General features: G+C 39.5%; 23 protein-coding genes. 11 read left to right on the forward strand and 12 right to left on the reverse strand.

Annotation, left to right across the window (positions count from 1 at the left end; genetic code table 11):
- Positions 1-23 precede the first annotated feature (23 nt).
- From EV695_RS06640 to EV695_RS06655, 4 genes are all read left to right on the forward strand, one after another.
- Positions 24-593: a hypothetical protein gene (locus EV695_RS06640; protein WP_131905175.1), complete on the forward strand. Its 570-nt coding sequence runs from the start codon at positions 24-26 to the stop codon at positions 591-593.
- A 185-nt stretch (positions 594-778) separates the two neighbouring features.
- On the forward strand, positions 779-2,308 hold the full coding sequence (locus tag EV695_RS06645; protein ID WP_165874641.1) for a polyamine aminopropyltransferase: 1,530 nt from the start codon (positions 779-781) through the stop codon (positions 2,306-2,308).
- 32 nt (positions 2,309-2,340) lie between these two features.
- Positions 2,341-3,096, forward strand: coding sequence for a M15 family metallopeptidase (locus EV695_RS06650; RefSeq protein ID WP_131905177.1), 756 nt, complete (start codon positions 2,341-2,343; stop codon positions 3,094-3,096).
- An 82-nt stretch (positions 3,097-3,178) separates the two neighbouring features.
- Positions 3,179-4,264 (forward strand): quinone-dependent dihydroorotate dehydrogenase, encoded by a 1,086-nt coding sequence (locus EV695_RS06655; protein WP_131905178.1) that lies wholly within the window; start codon positions 3,179-3,181, stop codon positions 4,262-4,264.
- A 109-nt stretch (positions 4,265-4,373) separates the two neighbouring features.
- On the opposite strand, the gene EV695_RS06660 is transcribed toward EV695_RS06655, so the two are convergent.
- The gene (locus tag EV695_RS06660; protein ID WP_131905179.1) at positions 4,374-5,201 is read right to left on the reverse strand and encodes a c-type cytochrome; all 828 of its coding nucleotides are present in this window, start codon (positions 5,199-5,201) and stop codon (positions 4,374-4,376) included.
- A 209-nt stretch (positions 5,202-5,410) separates the two neighbouring features.
- Positions 5,411-6,334, reverse strand: a complete 924-nt coding sequence (locus EV695_RS06665; RefSeq protein ID WP_131905180.1) for a LysR family transcriptional regulator — start codon at positions 6,332-6,334, stop codon at positions 5,411-5,413.
- Positions 6,335-6,622: 288 nt separating this feature from the next.
- Here EV695_RS06665 and EV695_RS06670 point away from each other — a divergent pair, with 288 nt between their 5' ends.
- The 6 genes from EV695_RS06670 to EV695_RS06695 all read left to right on the forward strand — a co-directional run bounded on the left by EV695_RS06670 (position 6,623) and on the right by EV695_RS06695 (position 13,690).
- Complete coding sequence (locus EV695_RS06670) at positions 6,623-7,474, forward strand: pyruvate, water dikinase regulatory protein (protein ID WP_131905181.1); 852 nt, start codon at positions 6,623-6,625, stop codon at positions 7,472-7,474.
- Positions 7,475-7,497: 23 nt separating this feature from the next.
- Positions 7,498-9,870: a phosphoenolpyruvate synthase gene (ppsA, locus tag EV695_RS06675; protein ID WP_131905182.1), complete on the forward strand. Its 2,373-nt coding sequence runs from the start codon at positions 7,498-7,500 to the stop codon at positions 9,868-9,870.
- A gap of 44 nt (positions 9,871-9,914) precedes the next feature.
- Positions 9,915-10,412 (forward strand): DUF4952 domain-containing protein, encoded by a 498-nt coding sequence (locus EV695_RS06680; RefSeq protein ID WP_131905183.1) that lies wholly within the window; start codon positions 9,915-9,917, stop codon positions 10,410-10,412.
- Between the two features lie 438 nt (positions 10,413-10,850).
- Positions 10,851-11,894 carry an iron ABC transporter substrate-binding protein gene (locus tag EV695_RS06685; RefSeq protein ID WP_131905184.1) on the forward strand — a complete coding sequence of 348 codons (1,044 nt, stop codon included), beginning with the start codon at positions 10,851-10,853 and terminating at the stop codon, positions 11,892-11,894.
- A gap of 4 nt (positions 11,895-11,898) precedes the next feature.
- A complete protein-coding gene (locus tag EV695_RS06690) occupies positions 11,899-12,912 on the forward strand; it encodes a FecCD family ABC transporter permease (protein WP_131905185.1) in 1,014 nt (337 codons plus the stop codon).
- 1 nt (position 12,913) lies between these two features.
- Positions 12,914-13,690 carry an ABC transporter ATP-binding protein gene (locus tag EV695_RS06695; protein ID WP_131905186.1) on the forward strand — a complete coding sequence of 259 codons (777 nt, stop codon included), beginning with the start codon at positions 12,914-12,916 and terminating at the stop codon, positions 13,688-13,690.
- A gap of 147 nt (positions 13,691-13,837) precedes the next feature.
- Here EV695_RS06695 and EV695_RS06700 read toward each other — a convergent pair whose 3' ends face one another.
- From EV695_RS06700 to fabD, 10 genes are all read right to left on the reverse strand, one after another.
- Positions 13,838-15,022, reverse strand: coding sequence for an acetate/propionate family kinase (locus EV695_RS06700; RefSeq protein WP_131905187.1), 1,185 nt, complete (start codon positions 15,020-15,022; stop codon positions 13,838-13,840).
- Between the two features lie 105 nt (positions 15,023-15,127).
- Positions 15,128-15,901 (reverse strand): TatD family hydrolase, encoded by a 774-nt coding sequence (locus EV695_RS06705; protein ID WP_131905188.1) that lies wholly within the window; start codon positions 15,899-15,901, stop codon positions 15,128-15,130.
- A 165-nt stretch (positions 15,902-16,066) separates the two neighbouring features.
- Complete coding sequence (locus EV695_RS06710; RefSeq protein ID WP_131905189.1) at positions 16,067-16,468, reverse strand: PilZ domain-containing protein; 402 nt, start codon at positions 16,466-16,468, stop codon at positions 16,067-16,069.
- 96 nt (positions 16,469-16,564) lie between these two features.
- Positions 16,565-17,641, reverse strand: a complete 1,077-nt coding sequence (holB, locus tag EV695_RS06715) for a DNA polymerase III subunit delta' (RefSeq protein WP_131905190.1) — start codon at positions 17,639-17,641, stop codon at positions 16,565-16,567.
- The gene (gene tmk / locus EV695_RS06720; RefSeq protein WP_131905191.1) at positions 17,638-18,276 is read right to left on the reverse strand and encodes a dTMP kinase; all 639 of its coding nucleotides are present in this window, start codon (positions 18,274-18,276) and stop codon (positions 17,638-17,640) included. The genes holB and tmk overlap by 4 nt, the downstream gene beginning before the upstream one ends.
- Before the next feature lie 5 nt (positions 18,277-18,281).
- Positions 18,282-19,316, reverse strand: a complete 1,035-nt coding sequence (gene mltG / locus EV695_RS06725) for an endolytic transglycosylase MltG (RefSeq protein ID WP_131905192.1) — start codon at positions 19,314-19,316, stop codon at positions 18,282-18,284.
- Positions 19,317-19,419: 103 nt separating this feature from the next.
- Positions 19,420-20,664, reverse strand: coding sequence for a beta-ketoacyl-ACP synthase II (gene fabF / locus EV695_RS06730; RefSeq protein ID WP_131905193.1), 1,245 nt, complete (start codon positions 20,662-20,664; stop codon positions 19,420-19,422).
- Positions 20,665-20,780: 116 nt separating this feature from the next.
- Entirely contained in the window at positions 20,781-21,017 is a 237-nt protein-coding gene (acpP, locus tag EV695_RS06735) for an acyl carrier protein (protein WP_131905194.1), read from the reverse strand.
- Positions 21,018-21,133: 116 nt separating this feature from the next.
- Positions 21,134-21,877, reverse strand: coding sequence for a 3-oxoacyl-ACP reductase FabG (fabG, locus tag EV695_RS06740; RefSeq protein ID WP_131906121.1), 744 nt, complete (start codon positions 21,875-21,877; stop codon positions 21,134-21,136).
- Between the two features lie 60 nt (positions 21,878-21,937).
- Complete coding sequence (fabD, locus tag EV695_RS06745; protein ID WP_131905195.1) at positions 21,938-22,873, reverse strand: ACP S-malonyltransferase; 936 nt, start codon at positions 22,871-22,873, stop codon at positions 21,938-21,940.
- Between the two features lie 317 nt (positions 22,874-23,190).
- On the opposite strand from fabD, the gene infA reads away from it, so the two are divergent.
- Positions 23,191-23,409: a translation initiation factor IF-1 gene (gene infA, locus EV695_RS06750; RefSeq protein ID WP_131905196.1), complete on the forward strand. Its 219-nt coding sequence runs from the start codon at positions 23,191-23,193 to the stop codon at positions 23,407-23,409.
- Positions 23,410-23,491: the final 82 nt, after the last annotated feature.

The following is a 23,491-nucleotide window of genomic DNA, read 5'->3' on the forward strand; positions in this document are numbered from 1 at the left end:
AATCAAGGATTAAGGGACAAAATATGAAATTATCAAAAATCGGAACGTTTACTGCAACGACACTAATTTGTAGCACCGTTTTATTAGCAGGTTGTGACCAAACAAAATCAGCGACTGCAGATTTAGACCGTGTTTTAGGTGTTGCTTCTGACTCAATGACCAAGTTTGAAGGCACTGAAGATGTCAATAAAGATAACGTTATGGAGAAGTTTTCTAGCACTTATCAAAGCAACCTGAATTCAGCTCAACCACCGCTACTACCTGGAACGATTGGTGTAACGCCTGCAAAAGATGGTTCTTTACTGAGTTTTGAAGATAAAAACAATAACAATATCCAGGATGAAGGTGAACCGGATCTGTTTAAACTTGAGGTTGATTCAGAGAATAATCGTTTAGTTGCATCTTCTCAGGAAGAAGTGCGTGAATCAGGTTTTTCTGGAACTGGCTTATTGATGGGTATGTTGATTGGTAATATGTTAAGCCGTCAACGCGCAACTGGAGCGAATCCTGCTGCGAAACGTGCAACACCTCGTAAAGCTGCTCCAAGTGCAAAATCACGCGCTGGTTCAGGAAGTCATTCACGCGGTAAATAACCAAAACGAGTAATTAACGTATTTACAATTGCTCTATGACGCCTTTTTATTACTCTTAATATGTAAATTAGAGTATAAAAAGGCGTTATTTGTTTCAGCTATTGCTGTTTTAAAAATAGATGACTTGTGATTTCGAGGCTTAATCACAGCGTTATTAACTAACATCCATTCCCGCGGTTACCATCTTGCATATCTACTCAAAAATATCCAAACAACAAGTCGCTATTCTGCTTTTTTCGATTTTAATCGTGGCGCTTTGTGGTATTGCTTATCAACTAATCATTAGTACGGTTTCTAGTTATCTATTAGGTAACAGTGTTTATCAGTTTTCATTGACGATTGGCTTGTTCATGTTTTCCATGGGCGTTGGTTCGTATTTATCGAAACTGCTCGGTGACAATGCCATACAGAACTTCATCAGTGTTGAAATTGCGATCTCTCTATTTGGTGGAATCAGTAGTTTATTGTTGTTGATGTCATTTCCCTATGTTCGTGCCTTGTATGACACGGTGATGTTTGGTCTTATATTTATCATCGGCGCTTTGGTGGGAATGGAAATACCGATTCTTACCGGTATTTTGGCGAAGAAACAGAGCATGCGTGATTCGATCGCGAATGTAATGTCACTTGATTATGTGGGTGGACTTATTGGTGCGGTAGCGTTCCCGTTGTTACTTTTGCCACATCTTGGTTTATTGAAATCATCGTTTGCAATTGGACTGGTAAATATCATTACCGCTTTGATTAATATACATTTCTTCCGTGAATATCTTACTCGACCGAGATTGATGACAGCGATTAGTGTTGCAGTACTGATCATGCTCACAGCTTTTACTGTGTATGGCACCAGAATTAGTAGTTTCGCCGAAAAGCATTTGTATTTTGATCAGATCATTTATAAAAAACAAACGCCTTACCAACGAATTGTGGTGACACAATCCGAGTCTAATAAAGAGAATCGTCTGTATATAGATGGTCATATCCAATTCTCATCACGTGATGAATACCGTTATCATGAATCCTTAGTGCATCCGTTAATGAGCATTGCTGGAAAAAGAGAGAATGTATTAATTCTCGGTGGTGGTGATGGTCTGGCGATTCGTGAAGTACTCAAGTACGATGACGTAAAGTTGATTCACTTGGTCGATATTGATCCTGAAATGACGGATATCAGCTCGACGTTGCCTATGTTAACCAAGCTCAATGAAAATAGCTTTCAACATGAAAAAGTCACCGTTTATAACGAAGATGCATTCAGTTTTATCAATCAGGCCGGGATTTTATACGATAGAGTCATTATTGATATGCCAGACCCGCATAATGAAGCAATTAATAAATTATACTCGCGTGAATTTTACAGAATGATTCGTAAGCGCATGTCGGATCAGGGCTTTGTTGTGTCTCAAAGCTCATCGCCATATTTTACCCATAAGACCTTCTGGGGAATCGAAAAGACCTTGGATTCTGTGTTTGATACTACGCTAAGCTATCACGTAACCATTCCATCTTTTGGTATCTGGGGATTTAATCTGGCTAGTGCGGGAACTTCTATCCCTGAAAGTTTTCAATTTAATGTAGCTACGCGATTTATTAATGAAGAGACTATGCAGGCAGCGATGGTATTTCCGAAAGATACTCAAAAGATAGATGTGCCTGTTAATTCAATAATGGAACCTAAACTTTATCAGCTCTATCTGGAAGATCTGAGAATTTAGGGGTAGGACCTGATACAAACCTTAGTGATATAATGTTACCAATGACCAAAATCATCATTCATTCTGTTTTACTCGCTTGCCTTGTATTTGGTGTTAGTTCTAGCAGTGCTGCCGATACAACGCATGCGTCAAAATCCGTCGAACATAAGCAGGTCGTTGATTATTTAACGGGTCGTTTTCAGCCATCTAAACATCCCGCATTTTCACGTGTTCCTAAAAAATACGCGAATCGATCTGGTTTCTATCTAAGAACTGAAGCTTATAATGCTTTTCAAAAAATGCATGCCGCAGCAAAAAAACAAGGCATCAACTTAGTGATCCGGTCAGCCACTCGTAATTTTACCAACCAGCACTATATCTGGGAAAGAAAGTGGAAATCTAAAAGTCGCGCAAATTTAAATGCGTCTGCACGTGCGTTAAATATACTAAAATTCAGTTCGATGCCAGGTACTTCAAGACATCATTGGGGGACTGAGATAGATATAAACTCTTTCAATAATAGCTGGTTTACCTACGGTGAAGGTTTGCGTTTGTTCAATTGGATGAATAACAATGCCGCTAAATATGGTTTTCATAGACCTTATACTGCTAAAAATAAAAATAGGCCGAATGGTTATAACGAAGAAAAGTGGCATTGGTCTTACACACCATTATCCATACCCATGTTGCGTGACGCCTATCAGGCTTTATCAAATGATGATATTCGAGGGTTTTCAGGTAGTAATACGGCTAGCAAGATTGGTATTAAAGAGAATTACATTTTAGGCGTTGATAAAAGCTGCCAATAATCGTTTACCCATTTAAATCCTTTAACCCTGAATAAGACTGCTTTAAAATTAGGGTTCTGTCCCCAAAAAAATACTTTCACCTATGTATAAGTTGATTCGAAAGTTTCTGTTTTTATTTCCTGCTGAAGTTGCCCACGATTTAAGCCTTCCGGCTTTGTCACTGCTTGATAAAGTTGGTCTATTGCGTGCTGTTACGCCTAATGTTGAAACTAAATCCATCAAAGTGATGGGTATCGAGTTCCCGAATAGAGTGGGTTTGGCTGCCGGTTTAGATAAAAACGGTGACTATATTTCGGCCTTATCTAATTTAGGTTTTGGTTTTGTTGAAATCGGAACGGTCACTCCTTTGGCGCAACCCGGTAACGATAAGCCGCGTATTTTTCGTCTTCCAGAAGCTAATGCCATCATCAATAGAATGGGGTTCAATAACGATGGAATTGACCAGTTAATTGAAAATGTAAACAAAGCCAGAGGTAATGGTTTTAAAGGTGTTCTGGGCATAAACATTGGCAAAAACCTGAAAACCAAAGTCGAAGATGCAACTAAAGATTATCTGATTGGTTTACGTCAGGCTTATTATTACGCTGACTATATAACGATTAATATTTCCTCTCCAAATACGCCGGGCTTAAGAACCTTACAATATGGTGACGAGCTTAACGGATTGTTGTCTGCGATTAAAAATGAACAGATGAAGCTGGCTTTGGAGCATAAAAAATACGTGCCTGTAGCGATTAAAGTGGCACCAGATCTGACTGAAAAAGAAGTAGAAGCCGTTGCTGAATCAATCTTGGCGAATAATATGGACGCATTGATAGCGACGAATACGACCTTGGCGCGTGATGCTGTAGAAGGATTAAATCATGCGAATGAAGCAGGCGGTTTGAGCGGAGATCCTGTTAAAACACAATCTACAAAAATTATTGCAGAATTTCATAAGTATTTGAAAGGTCAGGTGCCTATCATTGGTGTTGGTGGTATCTCATCTGCCAAAGATGCAGAAGACAAGTTAAACGCTGGCGCGTCTTTAGTGCAAATCTACACAGGGTTTATCTATCAAGGACCAGGTTTGATTCGTGATATTTTGCAGTCTGATGCCATTAACAATCATCAAGATACCGTCATAGATGTCGATGTCGCAGATGGCGTAGATGATCATCAAGAATGACCTATCGTTAAAAATCAGACAAATGCTGCATAAAAAAAGCCTCTAAAGTAGGGGGGTGACCTCGTTTAAAACCTGGTTAGTCTTTTGATGATTTAAGGTTAATTTTGCATTAATTAATTTGCATTTGCTGTTTTAAGCGCTGCTTGCGTCTTTCATTTAGCTGTTTACGAAAACTGATGAGTTTATCGTATTGCTGTTGATTTAATACTGCTTCGATCTTCATCCGCATCTCGCCACTTTCTACGACCATTTGTTCGACACGTTTGGCATTAATGTCGGCTAGCGCAAAGATGTCAGACTTGTAAGTAGCAGATCGAGAATCCAGGGTATTTAACTGATTATTAAACTCTAAAACCTCTTCGCGTAAAGGTTGCATGATGACTTCTTTTTCAACAATTAATGTTTTGATTTGAGAGATTTGTTCAGGTTTTAGTGCTAATTGCGACAACTGTTGTGGTGGTAGCTTTAGATGTCTGGCCAGTGTGATTAAATCTTGTCGGTTATTATTTTGATTATCATTTCCGTGTCTCTCTTCGTAATGTTCCTTAAATCCTTCTGGTATTTCGATATCACCGTCGTAAATATATTCCGCAATAAGCTTGGCGTCATCGTCCTGTATTGAAATAGGTGGCATCAAATTAAAATGCCTGATCGCACCTGGCATTAAGCTTTTGCTCGCATCCGGTTTTTTTAACCACGCAGTGACAGCATTGACAAAGGATTCTTTATTTTTGTGTACGTCCAGATAATGTGCTCTTACGCCAGCAATCGGTGGAGCTATTCGCTTTTTCATATTCATGCCACCGTTTAGACCGTGACAGACACTGCAGTGTTGCTCGAATAGTTTAGAAGCTGTTGTTGATTTTTTGTCTTCAGCGAAAATAGTAACAGCAAAAAATATGACTGTTACGGCAATAACTACTTTAAGTATATACATTCAGATAGATCCGAAATTTAGTGATTGATTTCTTATTTATAGACTAAATAGGGAATGCTTGCTGTGATATATCAGATGCGGGGGAAAATATAAGCAATGAAAAAGTCCCTCAAAGTAGGGGGGTGGCATTGCAATTAAAACTAACTGTATTAATGAATATTAGCCTGCCTAACCTGAACGGGTAGACAAGCTAACAAATCAAGCATTAATTATTCAGCATCAGCTTCAGAATAGCAGTTATTCATGATGTCGATGAAACGCTCTGCTGGCGTAGATAAGAACTTACCTTTGCGCGTTACAATACCGTAACTACGTTTCGGGAAATATTTGTCGAGCGGTAATACGGTTAAGTCTTTTCTGTCTTCTTCTGTTAGACAAACGTCAGTAACAATAGAAACACCCATACCAATTTTTACATACTGTTTGATAACTTCCCATCCACCAGCTTCCAAACTTACTTTGTAGTTGGTGTTGTTCTGAGCAAATACCATTTTAACAATACGCCATGTACTTAAATGACGAGGAGGTAAAATTAATCCATAAGGACTGATATCAGAAAGGGTAAGGCTTGTAATCTTAGATAAAGGATGATCTTTTGGTGCAATCAAAACAGGATTATAAGAAACGATTGGTTTGTATTCGATATCATCCGGAATTTCCAGCATTGATCCAATAGCGATATCTATATCATTGTTTCTTAGCATTTCCAGTCCATCTCGACCAGTTTCATTCGCTAGGCGTAATTTAATGCCAGGATATTCTGTGGTGAATTTTTGAACAGGTTCTGGAAGTACATAGAGTATTGTGGATTCACCAGCAGCAATAGATAACTCGCCAGTACTTAAATTGCCACAATGTGCGCTGAAGGTTTCGTGTAGATGATCAACATTTTGTACTAATGGCTCAGCTAAATCGTAAAGAATTTTTCCTTCGACCGTTAGCATAATTTGCGGGCCGTTACGTTCAAAAAGTGAGACTTCCATCTCTCTTTCTAAAGCCTGAATTTGTAAGGAAACCGTCGGTTGGCTGGCAAATAACTTTTCAGCAGCTTTGGTAACACTGCCATGTTTAGCCACTTGACAGAAGGCACGTAATTTTTTAAGCCTATTTTGCTTATAGTATATAGTCGTCATGTATATCTCTTCTCAGCGGGAAGTTAATATTAGACACGGAAATGATTAAAAAGTCCAATTATTAGTTTTTGATATGCTAAAGATCGGTTAACTAGACTCTTTTGAATGATTGGAAAATGCTTTAATGATCTTTTAAAAAAAACATAGCACAAGGCATAGTTTCACTTTAGTTCGAGTATATATTCTTTTTCCGTATCAGTTTATAATGCCGCCTCTAAACTCACCATATTCAATTTTTGATGACACGATTTGATACCCATCAATTGATTCTAATCAATGGACACATAAATGATAAATAGCCGTCAACGTACTGTGTTTATTGTTTCTGAAAGTACGGGTATAACCGCTGAAACGATGGCGCATAGTTTGCTGTCGCAATTTCCCCATTTAGAATTTACCTATCATCAGCGCTCGTTTGTCGATACCGAAGAAAAGGCACATGAGCTAGCTAAAGAGATTTACGAAGTTGGTGAATCACAAGGCTTTAGGCCGCTGGTTTTCGCTACCATGCCAGAAACCAATATCAACGATATTCTGGCTTCTGCAAATTGTCATTATTACGAAATTTTTGAAAGCTTTCTGGATAAAATAGGGCACGATCTACATACTGAACCTACTCGCGAATCTGGTTTAAGTCACGGTATGATCAATCATAAGACTTACGATGCACGAATCGATGCCTTGAACTTCACCCTAAAACATGATGATGCGATGGTTCTCAAGACTATTGGTGAATCAGATATTATTATTATCGGTGTCTCACGGTCGGGTAAAACGCCTACTTCATTATATCTGGCCTTAAAATTTGGGATTAAAGTTGCTAATTATCCCATTACCGAAGACGACTTTGAAAAAAACGAATTGCCACAAGTGCTGTTAGACAATAAACACAAAATTTTTGCCACATCGATTAAAGCGAAACGTTTGATGCAGATAAGAGAAAAACGCATCCCTAACAGCGAATATTCTTCCCTGAAAACCTGCAAGGCAGAAATAGCCAAAGCCAACAAACTTTATAAAAAGTATGGCTTTGTCCCTATGGATGTAACCAAGCGTTCTATTGAAGAATTAGCCGCCCAGATTATTAAGACCTTCAAGGGCAAGCAAGATATTACATTAACCCCCTCGACAGATATTTAAAGATTAACTAAGGAATACTCGTGATGAACACCTACAATGTGATCTGGTTAGATCAACTTGGCATAAATGATATTGAAAGCGTAGGGGGCAAAAATGCCTCTCTCGGTGAGATGATACAAAACCTGGGTAATTTAGGCGTAAATGTACCAGGTGGATTTGCGACAACTGCAGATGCATATCGAGGATTTCTGGAGCACGAAGACCTAGGTAATAGAATCAATGCTTTACTGGATGAACTTGATGTAGATAATCTTGAAGATTTAGCCAGAACGGGTAAACAGATTCGTGATTGGATCATGGAAATTCCATTGCAGGATGATCTGGAAAAAGACATCAATGAAGCTTACGAAAAACTCGTGGGACAATACGGTGAAGAAGTTTCATGGGCTGTTCGCTCATCAGCTACTGCTGAAGATTTACCTGATGCGTCCTTTGCCGGGCAACAAGAAACCTTCTTAAATGTCTCTGGCATAGATGATATTAAAATAGCGATTCGCAAAGTATTCGCTTCATTGTTTACCGATCGCGCAATTTCATACCGAGTTCACCAAAATTTCGACCATGCTGGCGTAGCATTATCGGCTGGTATCCAGAAGATGGTTCGTTCGGATATCGCTGCCAGTGGTGTTATGTTCACTCTGGATACAGAATCTGGCTGCGACAAAGTGGTATTTGTAACCGGTAGTTACGGTTTGGGTGAAATGGTAGTGCAGGGTGCTGTAAACCCAGATGAATTCTATGTTTATAAGAAAAATCTTACTGAAAATAAACCTGCTGTTCTGGGGCGTACTTTAGGCAGTAAAAAAATAGAAATGATTTATGATATCGGCGGCGAAGAACCAGTCAAAATCATTGATGTGGAAGAATCAAAACAGACGAAATATTGTATTACAGATGCGCAAGTGGAAGAACTTGCACGTCAGGCAATTACTATCGAAAAGCATTACAAGCGCCCGATGGATATTGAATGGGCTTTAGATGGTAATGACGGTGGTTTGTACATTGTACAGGCTCGCCCAGAAACGGTACAAAGCCAGGCAACCAATGTTGTTGAAAGATTTGCATTAGATAAAGCAAGCAGAGATGCAGCTACTGTTTTAGCGGAAGGCCGTTCAATTGGTTCTCGAGTTGGAGCGGGTAAAGCGAAAATCATCATGAGTCTGGACGATATGGATCAAATCCAGCCTGGTGATGTATTAGTGACCGACATGACTGACCCGGATTGGGAACCAATCATGAAACGCGCATCAGCGATTGTGACAAATCGTGGTGGAAGAACCTGCCATGCGGCAATTATTGCACGTGAACTCGGTGTCCCAGCGGTTGTAGGTTGTGGTGATGCGACTAAAACGATAGTCGATAATAGCGATGTGACCGTATCCTGTGCTGAAGGTGACACCGGTTATACCTATGAGGGCTTGGTAGATTTCGAAGTGACCAAAACTGAAATCAACACCATGCCTGAACTCGATTTGAAAGTAATGATGAATGTGGGTAATCCTGAGCGAGCATTCGATTTCTGTCAGCTACCCAATGAAGGTATTGGTTTGGCACGTATGGAATTCATCATTAATAATATGATTGGTATTCATCCACGTGCATTGCTGGAATATGATCAACAATCTGAAGAACTTAAAGCAATTATTTCACCTAAAATCGAGGCTTATGAAAGTCCAAGAGACTTCTTTGTTCAGAAAATAATCGAAGGTGTTTCAACACTTGCAGCGGCGTTTGCGCCAAAGCCTGTGATTCTTCGAATGTCTGATTTCAAATCTAATGAATATGCTAATTTGATCGGTGGCACAGACTACGAGCCGCACGAAGAAAACCCAATGATTGGTTTCCGTGGTGCTGCACGCTACATCGATGAAACGTTCCGTCCATGCTTTGAAATGGAATGTGAAGCGATTAAATATGTTCGTGATGTGATGGGTCTCACCAATATAGAAGTTATGATTCCATTCGTGCGTACTTTGGAAGAAGCAAAAAGTGTCACTGAATTACTTGCGGCGAATGGCTTAGGTCGTGGGGAAAATGGTTTACGTCATATTATGATGTGTGAATTACCATCGAATGCCGTTTTAGCGAACAAGTTCCTTGAATATTTCGATGGGTTTTCAATAGGTTCCAACGATATGACACAACTGACCTTAGGTCTTGATAGAGACTCCGGATTAGTTGCAGAGAGCTTCGATGAACGTAATCCAGCAGTTAAAAAGATGCTTAAAATGGCTATTAAAGCAGCCAAGAAACAAGGTAAATACGTTGGTATTTGTGGTCAGGGTCCGTCAGATCACCCCGATTTAGCTGAGTGGTTAATGAAGAAAGGTATTGATAGTGTATCTTTGAATCCTGATACAGTGATTGAAACCTGGAAACGTTTAGCATCTAAGTAGTACATACATATACATTTTGTCTAAACTGGTACAGATATAGTGAAATGCATCCTCTTACTTTTATGAAAAAAGGATTAAAAGTAGGGGGGTGTTTACATCACTTTGGCTTTCTCTTTATTTGTAGTTTATTTGCTGCATTTATCAATTCTGTATCCTTTGCAGATATAAAAAATAACCCATACAGTGATGTAGCTTGTGGGGATTTCCTAAGTGATGCTCATCAAAAGCCTCAAGCTTTAACATTTGAAACATGTGTGCGAACTAATGATGCACAATTAGCAGTTCTTAAGTCGACATATTCTGTTTCCGGAGAGAAAGCTGATATTGTAGAAAAATATCTAGTAGAACAATACTCGATGCCTAAACTTAGATTTGCTTGTTGTGGCTGGGAATCTTCAAATCGAGGAGATTCTTTTAATTATAAAAATTATTCTATGGCTGTCACTATGTACACATCCGAAACTTTAGTTTCGGATAGGAATCATTGGGCAGAGATTCCCAAATTTTATGTAGATGTAATTTTGTATCTTGAACAGCCTTGATTTAAAAAAACACAAGAATAAAGAGCAGATGGCAGAAGAGGAGGAAGTAAGGCTGTATGTTTAAATATCACAAGATAATATACAAATAGTCTATTTAACATAATATAGATTATACGCACTTAGGTGTTATTGTCTGAGGGGGACGCTATCTTTAGCTTTCACATACAAAAGGCTGTAAAGCATAGTTTAACAAGCCTTTTATTAACCTTCTTCATCCATAACCTTCGGTTTTAATATTTCTAAATGTATTTAACAAAGTCGTTTTAAATAATGTTCCTGCTGTTATTTCTCTTTCGTTACTCATAGGTCCGCAGTAAACTTTGATGGAATCATAAAAAAAGTAACTCGTTTTTTAAAATAAAATATTAGGTGTAGTCTGTGGGTATTTCTTCTCTTAAAAACCAGTTCACGTTCAGTATTAGAAATTTACTAATTACAATGCTGATATTAACAACGCAATTACTTTCTATACATTTTGCTTCTGCACAAAGTATTACTGATTCGGCCGGACGAACTGTAGAGCTTCCGGAGAATATTCAGCGTATTTATGCTGCAGGTGCACCAGCAGCTATTCTAATTTATATTCTTGCGCCTGATATGTTACTCGGTTGGCCTCGCGAACCACACGACTATGAGCGTGAATATATAGCCTCACCTTACCGTGATTTGCCTGCTACGGGACAATTAACTGGCAGAGGCAGTTCTGCGAATCTTGAAAAGGTGCTGGCTTTAAAGCCTGATCTGATTCTTGATTTTGGTTCTGTTAAAGGCACTTATGCTTCACTAGCGGACCGTACCCAGCAGCAAACAGGCATCCCATATCTTTTAATTAATGGTCGTTTTGATAAAACAGCGGATGCACTAAGATTATTAGGCAAAGCGATTGGTCGTGAAGATCGCGCTGAAAAACTAGCTGTTTATACTGAAAACTTACTTTCTGATATTAAACAGAACTTACAAACGGTCGATAAAAAAGATCGTCCACGAGTGTATATGGCGCGTGGTCCTGCGGGTTTAGAAACGGGCTTAAAAGGTTCTATTAATACCGAGATTATCGAACAAGCTGGTGGCATTAATGTTATAGATCCTGGTGAAGGCAAACCAATCAGGCGTGGTTTGGTAAATTTAAGTATGGAGCAAGTGATTGTGGCTAATCCAGACATTATTATTACCTGGGACAGAACTTTTTTCGCAGATGTCTGGGATAACCCTTATTGGTCAAATATCCCTGCGCTTCAACAGAAACATGTCTATTTAGCACCTACAGCACCATTTGGCTGGATTGATCGCCCTCCTTCTTTGAATCGTCTGATTGGGCTTAAATGGTTATTTGGCCAATTCTACCCCGATAAAGTAAAAACAGACTTAAGTGATGATGTGAAAGAGTTTTACAAACTTTTCTATCATGTTGATCTAGAGAATCCAGAGACTAATAATGCTGCATTGGAAAGATTGATTCAGTGGGCAGAAAAAAGTAAGTGATTCAGTGATAAAGTCTGCTCAATACAAGTCTCCTTTTTTCGTTATAGCTGCCCTGCTTCTCATTAATATCATCATTATATTATATTCGTTGGGCACTGGCGCTTTCTCGCTACATTACACAGATATACTACAACGTTTGTTTACTGGTAAACCGTTTTCAAATCAACAAGCTGAAATCATTCTTTATCAAATTCGATTGCCGCGTTTAGTCGCGGCTTTGCTGGTTGGCGCTTCTTTGGCCGCTGCAGGGGCAGTATTTCAGGGTATTTTCCGAAATCCACTGGTTTCTCCTGACATACTCGGTGTTTCAACGGGAGCTGGTTTAGGCGCAGCGTTAGGTATTCTGTTTTCTTTGCCTGTTATTGCCATTCAGGCTAGCGCTTTTATCGGTGGTTTGGTCACGGTTTTTCTGGTTTATCTGGTCGCTAATATGGTCCGTGGTCGCGAACCTACCCTGGTTTTAGTACTAGCAGGTGTGGTTTTAGGATCCATGGCGGGTGCGGTTATTTCGTTGATCAAGATAGTCGCTGACCCTTATGATCAATTACCAGCCATTACCTTTTGGTTATTGGGATCACTTTCCAGTATTACAATTGAAGATGTTTGGACCACAGCGCCTATGATGCTGTTGGGCCTAATTCCTATGGTGTTGTTGCGTTGGCGTGTCAATGTATTGGCTTTAGGCGATGAGGAAGCAAAATCTCTGGGTATTCATCCCGGTAAAATGCGTACTATTCTGATTGTGGCTGCTACCTTGATGACAGCTGCAGCCGTTGCGGTGTCTGGAGTAATCGGTTGGATTGGCTTGATAATTCCGCACATGGCACGTTTGCTGGTTGGTCCGAATTTTGCCTTATTATTGCCGGTGAGTATATTGATGGGAGCGGGTTACCTAAGTCTGGTTGATATGCTGGCGCGCAGTATTGCCAATAATGAAGTGCCGCTGGGTATTCTGACCGCTTTTCTGGGTGCGCCGATATTCATCTGGATACTGGCTAAAGGCAAAAGGGATTGGTGATATGAATATTGCTACGATTGAAGCTAAGTCGCTTACTGTAGGTTATGGTGATAAAAATATTGTTAGTGATATTAATTTACGTTTTTTCCATGGTCAGGTTTACTGTCTTTTAGGGCCTAATGGTTGTGGTAAAACGACGTTATTCAAAACCTTGATGGGATTAATTCCGGCGCTTCAAGGAAACGTATTGATAAACGGAAAGGCGCTACATACACAAGCACGTAAGATTATTGCCAAAAATATAGCGTATGTTGCACAAAACCATGGCGTGGTTTTCCCCTATAAAGTATTAGAAGTCGTATTGATGGGTCGCACTGCTCATTTGGGCTTGTTTAGTGCGCCGGGAAAAGTCGATATTGAATCTGCTAAGGCAGCTTTAGCAACCGTCGGACTTTCAGATTTTTCTGATACAGACTTTAATCGTATTTCCGGTGGTCAGCAGCAATTAGTGTTAATTGCACGTGCATTGGCACAAGATGCTGGCATGATCGTCATGGATGAGCCAACCGCGAGTTTAGACTTCGGAAATCAGATGCTGGTACTCGAACAAATTCAAAAATTAGCAAACCAAGGTCTAGGTATTATTCTATCCACGCATAACCCCGATCATGCATTTCGCGTAGCACAAGAAACAGTGTTAATGGCAAAGGGAAAATTAATCGCACAAGGCTCGCCAGATGAAATTTTAACGGGAGCACAGCTCAGTGCTATTTATGATTTCCCAGTGCAAGTCGAAGTGTTAGCTTCTGGTGCAAGGGTGTGTGTACCCTCTTTCTGATATCGCTATTTCGTTAATCTTGATATTCTATCAAAAGAATAAATAGTTAAAGCCACCCCCCTACTTAGGGGCGTTTTTTTTAATAGTTAAGATACTGTAAACCGTTGATTTGCCATATCGTTGTTATTACACAATCGCTTTGATTGCTTAAGTATTGATTAAATCCGAGGTAGAGATAGCTATCATCGCTTGCTCATTCGTTGGGATAATGTGCACATCAATAGTCGATTGTTCACTGCTGATTTTATTTAGATGCTTTTCATTGGCTTCATTGTCTAACTTAACCCCAAGCCAGGCGAGTGGCTCGCAGATCATTTTTCGTACTTGTGCTGAATTCTCTCCAATCCCAGCGGTAAAGACGATTGCATCCAAGCCACCAAGAACGGCGATTTGAGACCCGATTTCTTTTACGGCTCGGTAACAGAATAATTCGATGGCTTCATGTGCTTTAGGATCGTCGCTTTCTGCGAGCACTCGCATATTATTGCTGATGCCTGAAACACCTAATAATCCAGATTGGCGATAGAGCATCTCCTGTACTTCTTCGGCACTTAAGCCTTTTTCATTCATGAGGTTTAACACCAACCCTGCGTCAATAGAGCCACTCCGTGTGCCCATAATCAAGCCATCTAAGGTACTGAATCCCATACTCGTAGCAACGCTGCGTTTGTTATGCATTGCGCACATGCTGGCTCCGTTGCCAAGGTGCGCAACAATTACACGACCTTTGGCTTTTGGGCCCAGCTTAGCTGTTAAACAAGAAGCAATATATTGATAGGATATGCCATGAAAACCATAACGGATAAGTTGATCTTCTGTATATTTGCGCGGAATCGCGTAGATTTTTTCTAAACGATTTTGTGTATGGTGAAATGCTGTATCAAAACAGGCTATTTGCGGTAATTCGGGTGAATTTTTTGTAATCGCCTGAATAGCTGCTAAGCAATGTTGCTGGTGTAAAGGTGCTAACGGAATATAGCTTTTTAAGATTTCCATATTTTCATCGTTGATGACGATAGGTTGATGGAATTCACTACCGCCATGTACAACGCGATGTCCTGCAGCTACCGGGTGAAATCCCACGTAGCGGCTATAAAGTCGTTCTAACAGATTGGTGATTAACCATTCATGAGTAGCGTCTTTAGGGATATGGGTAAAAGGTTCGGTAACTGTTAATGCATCATCACCGATTGAAGCCATTAGTTTTGGGTCTGAACCAATGCGAATGACTTTGCCCGTCATAAGTGGTTCTGTTACTTCTGTAGACACAGGATATAACGCAAATTTTAAGCTAGAAGATCCTGAATTTACCACTAAAATAACATCAATCATTTTGGCCTTTCCTTTAAAAGCAGAGTATTTATTGAAGGTCACCCCCCTACTTTGGAGGTTTTTTTTTGTTTATTGTTTGTACGATTTAGAAATGCGTTCTGAGGATTACAGTTTAAATAGGCGGTTAAAGTTATCTGTCGATACTTTTGCTATATGTGAATAGCTACATCCGCGTAAATCAGCCATTTTTTCTGCAACATATTTTACATACGCAGGTTGGTTAGGTTTGCCGCGTTTAGGGACTGGCGCTAACCATGGAGAGTCTGTTTCGATAAGAAAACGGTCTTCAGGTACTTTTTTGGCAACTTCCTGCAATTCTTTTGCGCTGTTGAAAGAAACAATGCCCGAGAATGAAATATAGAAGTTTAATTCCATCGCTTGTTGAGCAGTTTCCCAATCCTCTGCAAAGCAGTGCATGACACCCCCCACCTTTTGGGCGTTTTCTTCAGCAAGTATACGAATGGTGTCTTCTTTCGCAGAACGGGTATGAATAATCAATGGTTTTTGAGTGATTATTGCCGCTCTAATGTGCGTCCTGAATAGGTCATGTTGCCAGGTCATATCGTCATCTTCGCATCGAAAATAGTCGAGACCCGTCTCACCGATTGCGATCACTTCTTCGTGCTGTGCAAGTTCTACTAATTCTTCAACTGTTGGCGCATAAGAGTCCTGATGGGTTGGATGAACGCCTACCGAGCAATAAATATTGGAATATTGTTGTGCCGGTTTTAGCACATCCTGAAAATGCTCAGTATCGATACAAACACAGAGAAACTGGCTGACATCAGCTTCTTTAGCTGCATCAACCATATTAGAAAAGTTGTTATCGAAGGGAGTTAAATCAATTTTGTCGAGATGACAGTGAGAATCTGTAAGCATGAGATAATAAAAATGGAATCAAATCAAAATTATACCTGTTTAAATATAAGAGTTTATTAATTTAGCTAAATAAATTGATAATTTTATTCATCTGCGTGTTAACTATTTCTGTCTATCAGAAATAATCGATTATTGTATTGGCGGCTATACTATATTGCTAAAAAATTAATAGTTTCTTACAAGTGGGGGTACGTTAGCTCTATTGCCCAGCATGGTCTCGATAATAAGCTTAACCTTTGCTTTTGTCGTACCTATGAACTGAATGCCTAGTCCTTGAGTGCCACGTTCGCAAGATTCTGGAGCAATCCACATTACCTTGCCTGGTATCGCGAGTTTTTTATCTGTTGATTTAAGATGCATAGAAACAATAATTTCATCGCCAAAACTGAATGATTCGCTTTTAGTCGGAACAAAAATAGCACCGCCTCGAACAAATGGCATAAAGCTGGAATGAAGTGCCGCTACATCATTAAGAGATAGTTTTAGGATGGTACGTTGTGGCTTATCTTCTTGTTGTTTGGCAGCAACAGCGTTGGTGTGTTTAATGTTTTCTTCTTGTGTATCCATAGTTTTATATGACTATTTGTTGTTGTGATTATTGTTTTAATTATTCTTGTAATGATGGTTAAGTAACTGAAAAATATGAGTATAAGCGCTTACTTTTTATTTTCCTGCTTCTAACCATAACAGTAACATGTTTTCAATAAACATCAGAGTATTAACAGACGTATGGATATACTGTTTTTGTTTAATCAATTGTTGATATAACTCCCAGTGTTTATCTGATTTTATCGTAGCGAATAGTGTTTGTTCAGATTTATGGAGTGTATTTGTTTCTGGATTACTATTTTGAGATGAAGTAGAAGTAGAAGTAGAAGTAGAAGTAGAAGTAGAAGACGAATCTTTACATTCTGTTGCTTTTATTAGTTGTTGAACCCAGGTAATTTGCCAATTCAGAAGTGATTCTAAATTCGCTTTTTCCCATTTTTTTGCAGTGGCTACAACGCTGATGTTTTCCCTGACGATATCGTTGAGATCTATAAGAAAGCTGGATCTCGACTGTATGTCTTCATCAGTAATGTGTAATGCTTTTAAGGGTTTGTAGGCAGTCATATTGAGACGTAACTCGGCGTGCTCTATTTCAGCATGATTTTCTTTAAACCAGTCAATTGCTTGTTGGTGAGTTGGGCTTACAACTGAAATTAATTGACAACGACTTTTGATAGTCGGCAATATTTTACTTAAATTCGATGCAACAAGTATGATAACGCTATTGTTAGCAGGTTCTTCCAGTGATTTTAAAAGACTGTTTGCTGCATTATTATTCATCCGTTCTATGGGATTAATAATAGCAACACGATGCGTATTAAAACTGCGACTATAAGTGAGGAATTCACTCAATTTACGTATTTGATCTACGCTGATTTGTTGCTTGTCTTCGGCTAATTCTATTTTTGTGTAATCCGGGTTTGCTCCAGATTCATAGGTTTTACACGATTGGCACTGACCACAGGCTTCAAATTCTATGGGATTAATGCACATTAATGATCTTGCAATTCGTTCCGCCAGTTTGTTCTTGCCAATACCTTCTTCACCGACCAGCAATAATGCATGAGGAAGGTGTTTTGCAGTACGTGCCTGAACAAAGTATTTCCAGTTCTTTTCATGCCATGGATAGATCATGGTATGAAGCTGGTTGGCTTTATCAGGGTTATGGCTGTTCTCATTCTGCCGAGTCATTGAATGATCTGACCTAATAGTGTGTCTATTTGTTTTTGTACCGTTTGTAAATCGTATTGAGCATTAACAATGCGATAGCGCTGTGGGTTCTCTTCAGCCATTTTTAAATAAGCTGATCTCACGCGATTGAAGAAATCCAGATGTTGTTGCTCAAAACGATCTGTCTCTCCCCTATTTTTAGCTCTGGCAAGACCTATATCCGCATCTATATCAAAGAGAAATGTGTAATCAGGTCTGAGAGTGCCTTGGACAAGATTTTCCAGAGTCTGAATATTCTGCAGGTCGATGTCTCTGCCTGCGCCTTGATAAGCGTAAGTTGCATCAGTAAATCGATCGCATAATACCCATCTGCCTTGTTCTAGCGAGGGAATAATTTTACGGTGTAAATGCTCTGCTCTCGCGGCAAACATAAGTAATAATTCAGTGGTGGAATGCATTTCTGGAAATTCTTTAGAGATCAGTAATTCGCGAATCGCTTCTCCTAAATCTGTTCCTCCCGGTTCTCGGGTGAGCAATATTTCCTGACCAGATGCTTCTATTTTTTCTGCTATATATTCAATATTTGTTGTTTTTCCAGCACCTTCAACGCCTTCGAATGAAATAAACAAACCGTGCTTAGCATTTTTTTTAGTCATTGGCTTTACTGGCCGCCTTTGTAGCGATTAGCTTTTCCACCTAAAAGGTATTTGATCACGGCCTTTTTGTGTTCTGCGTAAGTTTTAGAAAAATAGGAATAACCATCACCCTTGGCTACAAAATACAACATGTCACCTTCGGCAGGATTGAATGCCGCTTTGATAGAGGCAGCGCTGGGTGTTGCTATCGGTGTTGGCGTTAAGCCTTTTCGAGTGTAGGTGTTATAAGGCGTATCTTTTAGTAAATCTTTTTTCCTGATATTGCCTTTGTATTCATCACCCATTCCGTAAATTACGGTTGGATCTGTTTGTAATAACATGCCTTTCTTTAAGCGATTGATAAATACGCGCGCTACTTTTCCGCGATCTTCAGGTGCGCCCGTTTCTTTTTCAATAATCGAAGCCAGAATAAGTGCATCATAGGGCTTCTTAATGCCCTTGAAAGGTTTGCGTTTTTCCCACTCTGTATTGAGCAATTTGAGCATCGCATTATGGCTACGCTGAAGAAATTGTAAGTCAGTAGTGTTTTTCGGATAGCTAAAGGTATCAGGAAAGAACCACCCTTCTGGTTTATGGTGTTGGTACTTTGTTTTTAATTTAGACATGATGTTTTTGTAATCATCATCAGTCAAAGTCTGTTTAAGGTTTTTATCGTTCTTAATAATTTCAACGATTTCCTCAAACCTGGTTCCTTCTGGAATTCGTGTCTGGTATTGAATCGTCTTACCTGAAGCAAATAAAGATAAGATATCAGCAGGTTTCATGCCTTTTTTAAGGGCGTATTCGCCTGCTTTGAGTTTATGGTCTTGTTTGTTTAATCTGGCTAGAATTCTTGTGAGAAGTGCCGGTTTAAGAATTTCTTTTTGCTCAAGTTCATTCGCAACTGTTTTTATGTTGCTGCCTTTTTTTATCTCAAAACTATCCACATCATTAGATAATGATGTGTTTTTAAATTCATTGAATTGAGTATAGGCGTAGAAGGATACTGCGCCCACGACGACAAGAAATAGAGGTAAGAACACTTTAAAAAAGAATCTCATGTAACCTCTCTATAACTCACTATCTGTTTTGAAAGAAGCTCAAAAAGCTTCTTGTATCTATCGATGCTGATGAAAATAATCAAACAAATGTTTGATAAATCGATTAAATCTTTTTAAAGATTAATGTGCCATTTGTGCCGCCGAAACCAAATGAATTACTCATCGCAACTTCAATTTTGGCATCACGGGCTGTGTTGGCTACATAATCTAAATCACATTCAGGATCTTGATTCTCAATGTTGATTGTTGGTGGAAGAATTTGATCACGGATTGCTAACACACTGAATACTGCTTCAATACCGCCAGCTGCACCTAGTAAATGACCTGTCATTGACTTAGTTGAGCTAACCGCTACTTTTCTTGCATGGTCGCCGAGTGCCAATTTAATGCCATTGGTTTCTGCAACATCACCAGCTGGTGTAGACGTTCCGTGAGCATTGATGTAATCAATATCTTCCGGGTTTAAGCCAGCATCTTTTAGTGCATGATTCATACAGCGAGCACCACCCTCACCAGTCGTTAACGGAGCACTCATGTGATAAGCATCACTACTCATGCCGAAACCGGCTAATTCACAATAAATTTCTGCACCACGTGCTTTAGCGTGTTCGTATTCTTCCAGAATAAGTACGCCAGCACCATCACCCAGAACGAAACCATCACGGTCTTTGTCCCATGGACGACTTGCTGCTTCAGGATCATCGTTACGTGTTGAAAGCGCACGCATCGCTGCGAATCCACCTATGCCTAATGGGGTTGAACACATTTCTGCGCCACCACCTAGCATCACATCGGCATCACCATAGCTAATCATACGCGCTGCATCACCAATACTGTGAGTCGCAGTTGCACAAGCAGATACAGGAGACATATTGTGGCCTTTTAAGCCATGCATAATCGATAAGTTACCAGCAACCATATTAACGATAGTGCTAGGAACAAAGAAGGGTGAAATCTTACGTGGTCCACCGTTTAAAAAGGCTTTGCTGTTCTTTTCAATAGAACCTACTCCGCCGATACCAGAACCAACAATAACGCCAATTCTGTCAGCGTTTTCATCCGTTACTATTAAACCAGAATCTCTAAGTGCATCAGTACCAGCACCAATACCATAATGGATAAATGGATCCATCTTCTTCTGGTCTTTGGGCGTGATGTAATCAGTTGGATTAAAGTCATCAACGTTTCCTGCAATTTTTACAGAAAAGTCAGTCGCATCAAATAAATCAGGTGATATCTTATTGATACCGCTGACACCTTCAATGATATTTTTCCAGGCTTTCTCTATTTGAGAACCCACTGGAGAAACAATTCCCAGACCTGTAACAACTACTCGACGTTTTGACACTAGATAATCCTATTTTTGATAAAACAATAAAAAAAAACCGCAGTGACTATAGAAGCTCAAGTAATTTCCAAGGCTAAATAGTTCTGCGGTTTTCTCACAGCTTATGTGACTAATAATTAACCTTGGTTATTATTTACGTAGTCAATCGCTAATTGAACTGTAGTAATTTTTTCTGCTTCTTCGTCAGGAATCTCAGTTCCGAATTCTTCTTCAAGAGCCATAACTAACTCAACAGTATCTAATGAGTCCGCGCCCAAATCATCGACAAAAGAAGCTGCATTAGTAACTTCTGATTCATCAACTCCTAATTGTTCTACTACGACACCTTTAACGCGTGCTTCAACATCACTCATGATTGTTTATTCCTATAATTTAAAAAAAACATATTCGTACTGAATATATGATTAGGCTATTGTAGAGAAATTCAACTCTCTACACAATTATATATTACCGATTAATTGTCTATTATTTAAGACATGTACATGCCGCCGTTAACGTGCAAAGTTTCACCGGAAATATAAGCGCCCATGTCTGATGATAAAAATAATACAGCATTCGCTATATCTTCAGATTGCCCAAGTTTGCCCAGCGGAATATTTGTTAGTAAGGCGTTGCGTTGATCATCTGACAATTCACGTGTCATGTCTGTATCGATGAATCCTGGGGCTACAACATTTACTGTTATCCCACGTGATCCTATTTCTTGTGCCAGTGATTTAGTGAATCCAACTACGCCTGCTTTTGCCGCAGCATAATTTGCCTGTCCTGCATTACCGGTAGCGCCAACCACTGAAGAGATTGAAATTATACGTCCCTGCTTTGCTTTCATCATACCTTTCAAGCAAGCTTTGCTAAGTCTGTAAACAGATGTGAGGTTGGTTGATATAATATCGTTCCATTCATCTTCTTTCATTCTCAGCATTAAGTTGTCACGAGTAATACCCGCATTATTGACAAGAATTGTAACAGCGCCAAATTCACTGTTTATGTCTTTAATCAAGCCGTCAATAGAATCAGTATCAGTTACATTTAACACTTTTCCGACGCCGTTTATACCTGCTTCTTTAAAATATGCGCTGATTGAATTAGCACCAGATTCGCTGGTTGCTGTACCAATGACAGTCGCACCTGCTTTGCCCAGTGATTCTGCTATAGCTTTACCGATGCCTCTGCTTGCACCCGTTACTAGTGTTACTTTTCCTTCTAAATTAATCACCTATACTTCTCCTATCGGTTTTTTAATGCGGCTTTATCTTTTGTTATCTTGGTTCTATTATGAATTACAGGCTTCAAGGGCTTTATCTAATGACGCTGGGTCACTGATATAGAAGCTACCAAGCGCTCTATTTATTCTTCTGTTTAGTCCGAATAATACTTTTCCCGGACCAAACTCAATAATGGTGTCTGCGCCTTGTACTTTATTTAAATTGTTGATGGTATCTGTCCAAAGAACAGGTTTATATAGTTGCTTCGCTTGTGCAGATTGTTTATCAGCTGCTGATGCATAACTGATTGCCTCTACATTCTGTAAAACTTCAAATTCACCATTATTAAAGTTAGTCGTTAGCAGGCTCTCGCTTAACTGAGTGGCTGCATCTTTCATTAAACTACAATGAGAAGGAACACTTACAGGAAGTTTTATCGCACGCTTGGCGCCCGCTTCTGATAGTTTCTCAATAGCTGCATCAACTGATGAAGTATTACCCGCGATCACAACTTGACCGGGAGAGTTGAAGTTGACGGCTTCAACAACGCCTTCTTTAATAGATGAACAGATTTCAACGATCTGGTCATCTTCCAAACCTAAAATAGCTGCCATAGCACCTTCACCCGCTGGAACCGCTTGCTGCATAAGGCTAGAGCGTTTAGCGACAAGTTGCATGGCATCTTTGAAGTCAATTACACCAGCGGCAACCAAAGCTGAGTATTCACCCAGACTGTGACCTGCCATACCAACAGGAGCACACCCCCCCACTTTGAGCCATAAATTCCACACTGAAACACCGGCGGCTAGCATTACTGGCTGGGTGTTTTCAGTCTTGTTTAATTCGGTAGCATCATCTGCTGTAGTCATTGACCACAAATCTTTACCGATTGCGTCAGACGCTTCTTCAAACGTTGCTTTTATCTCTGAATATTCAGTTGCCAATTCACCTAACATTCCGATTGACTGCGACCCCTGTCCTGGGAAAACTGCTGCAAATTGCATTATAAATTCCTTGTGATGTAAAATTTCGCCCATATAATATAGGTATTAGGTGATTATGCACACTCTAATATGTTGTAGATTAAGATTATAAGTAATACATGGCCATCATGTAGACATGAGTTAAATGCATAAATTCAGTTGTACTCACTTCGTATCAAAAATCTCCTTAGAACAGAACTTAACACAAGCTTTAATTTAAGTTTGTAACTTGTAAATACAAGGTTAAGCTCTGGTTGATTATAATAGGCAGAAATTACTTGTTAAATATAGTAAGTAATGGATAATACGCCGACTCCAAAAGGAACTAGTTGTAAAGCATGGCAAAAGAAGAAAGTATAGAAATGGAAGGAACAGTAGTTGAAACACTACCTAATACTACATTCAAAGTTGAGTTGGAAAATGGACATATTGTAAATGCCCATATTTCTGGTCGTATGCGTAAAAATTATATTCGTATACTTACGGGTGATCAGGTCACTGTCCAGTTAACTCCTTATGATTTGACTAAAGGTCGTATCACATACCGTAGTAAATAAGGCTGTAAACTTGTATCTGTTTGATTATTGAACAGCAAGTCTTATCCCTCCATACACATTCAGAATTATTCAGCTATCTATT

It is taken from the genome of Cocleimonas flava (assembly GCF_004339015.1).
GTDB classification, from domain to species: domain Bacteria; phylum Pseudomonadota; class Gammaproteobacteria; order Thiotrichales; family Thiotrichaceae; genus Cocleimonas; species Cocleimonas flava.

Excerpts from the sequence above, each read along its gene's own strand:
- EV695_RS06710 (WP_131905189.1), bottom strand. The coding sequence starts at position 16,468 with ATGGATACACAAGAAGAAAACATTAAACACACCAACGCTGTTGCTGCC.
- EV695_RS06700 (WP_131905187.1), bottom strand. The coding sequence starts at position 15,022 with ATGATTGATGTTATTTTAGTGGTAAATTCAGGATCTTCTAGCTTAAAA.
- EV695_RS06670 (WP_131905181.1), top strand. The coding sequence starts at position 6,623 with ATGATAAATAGCCGTCAACGTACTGTGTTTATTGTTTCTGAAAGTACG.
- ppsA (WP_131905182.1), top strand. The coding sequence starts at position 7,498 with ATGAACACCTACAATGTGATCTGGTTAGATCAACTTGGCATAAATGAT.
- EV695_RS06655 (WP_131905178.1), top strand. The coding sequence starts at position 3,179 with ATGTATAAGTTGATTCGAAAGTTTCTGTTTTTATTTCCTGCTGAAGTT.
- mltG (WP_131905192.1), bottom strand. The coding sequence starts at position 19,316 with ATGAGATTCTTTTTTAAAGTGTTCTTACCTCTATTTCTTGTCGTCGTG.
- EV695_RS06650 (WP_131905177.1), top strand. The coding sequence starts at position 2,341 with ATGTTACCAATGACCAAAATCATCATTCATTCTGTTTTACTCGCTTGC.
- EV695_RS06660 (WP_131905179.1), bottom strand. The coding sequence starts at position 5,201 with ATGTATATACTTAAAGTAGTTATTGCCGTAACAGTCATATTTTTTGCT.
- EV695_RS06705 (WP_131905188.1), bottom strand. The coding sequence starts at position 15,901 with ATGCTTACAGATTCTCACTGTCATCTCGACAAAATTGATTTAACTCCC.
- fabD (WP_131905195.1), bottom strand. The coding sequence starts at position 22,873 with ATGCAATTTGCAGCAGTTTTCCCAGGACAGGGGTCGCAGTCAATCGGA.
- EV695_RS06695 (WP_131905186.1), top strand. The coding sequence starts at position 12,914 with ATGAATATTGCTACGATTGAAGCTAAGTCGCTTACTGTAGGTTATGGT.
- EV695_RS06640 (WP_131905175.1), top strand. The coding sequence starts at position 24 with ATGAAATTATCAAAAATCGGAACGTTTACTGCAACGACACTAATTTGT.
- EV695_RS06685 (WP_131905184.1), top strand. The coding sequence starts at position 10,851 with ATGCTGATATTAACAACGCAATTACTTTCTATACATTTTGCTTCTGCA.
- EV695_RS06665 (WP_131905180.1), bottom strand. The coding sequence starts at position 6,334 with ATGACGACTATATACTATAAGCAAAATAGGCTTAAAAAATTACGTGCC.
- EV695_RS06680 (WP_131905183.1), top strand. The coding sequence starts at position 9,915 with ATGCATCCTCTTACTTTTATGAAAAAAGGATTAAAAGTAGGGGGGTGT.
- acpP (WP_131905194.1), bottom strand. The coding sequence starts at position 21,017 with ATGAGTGATGTTGAAGCACGCGTTAAAGGTGTCGTAGTAGAACAATTA.
- infA (WP_131905196.1), top strand. The coding sequence starts at position 23,191 with ATGGCAAAAGAAGAAAGTATAGAAATGGAAGGAACAGTAGTTGAAACA.
- holB (WP_131905190.1), bottom strand. The coding sequence starts at position 17,641 with ATGACTCGGCAGAATGAGAACAGCCATAACCCTGATAAAGCCAACCAG.
- tmk (WP_131905191.1), bottom strand. The coding sequence starts at position 18,276 with ATGACTAAAAAAAATGCTAAGCACGGTTTGTTTATTTCATTCGAAGGC.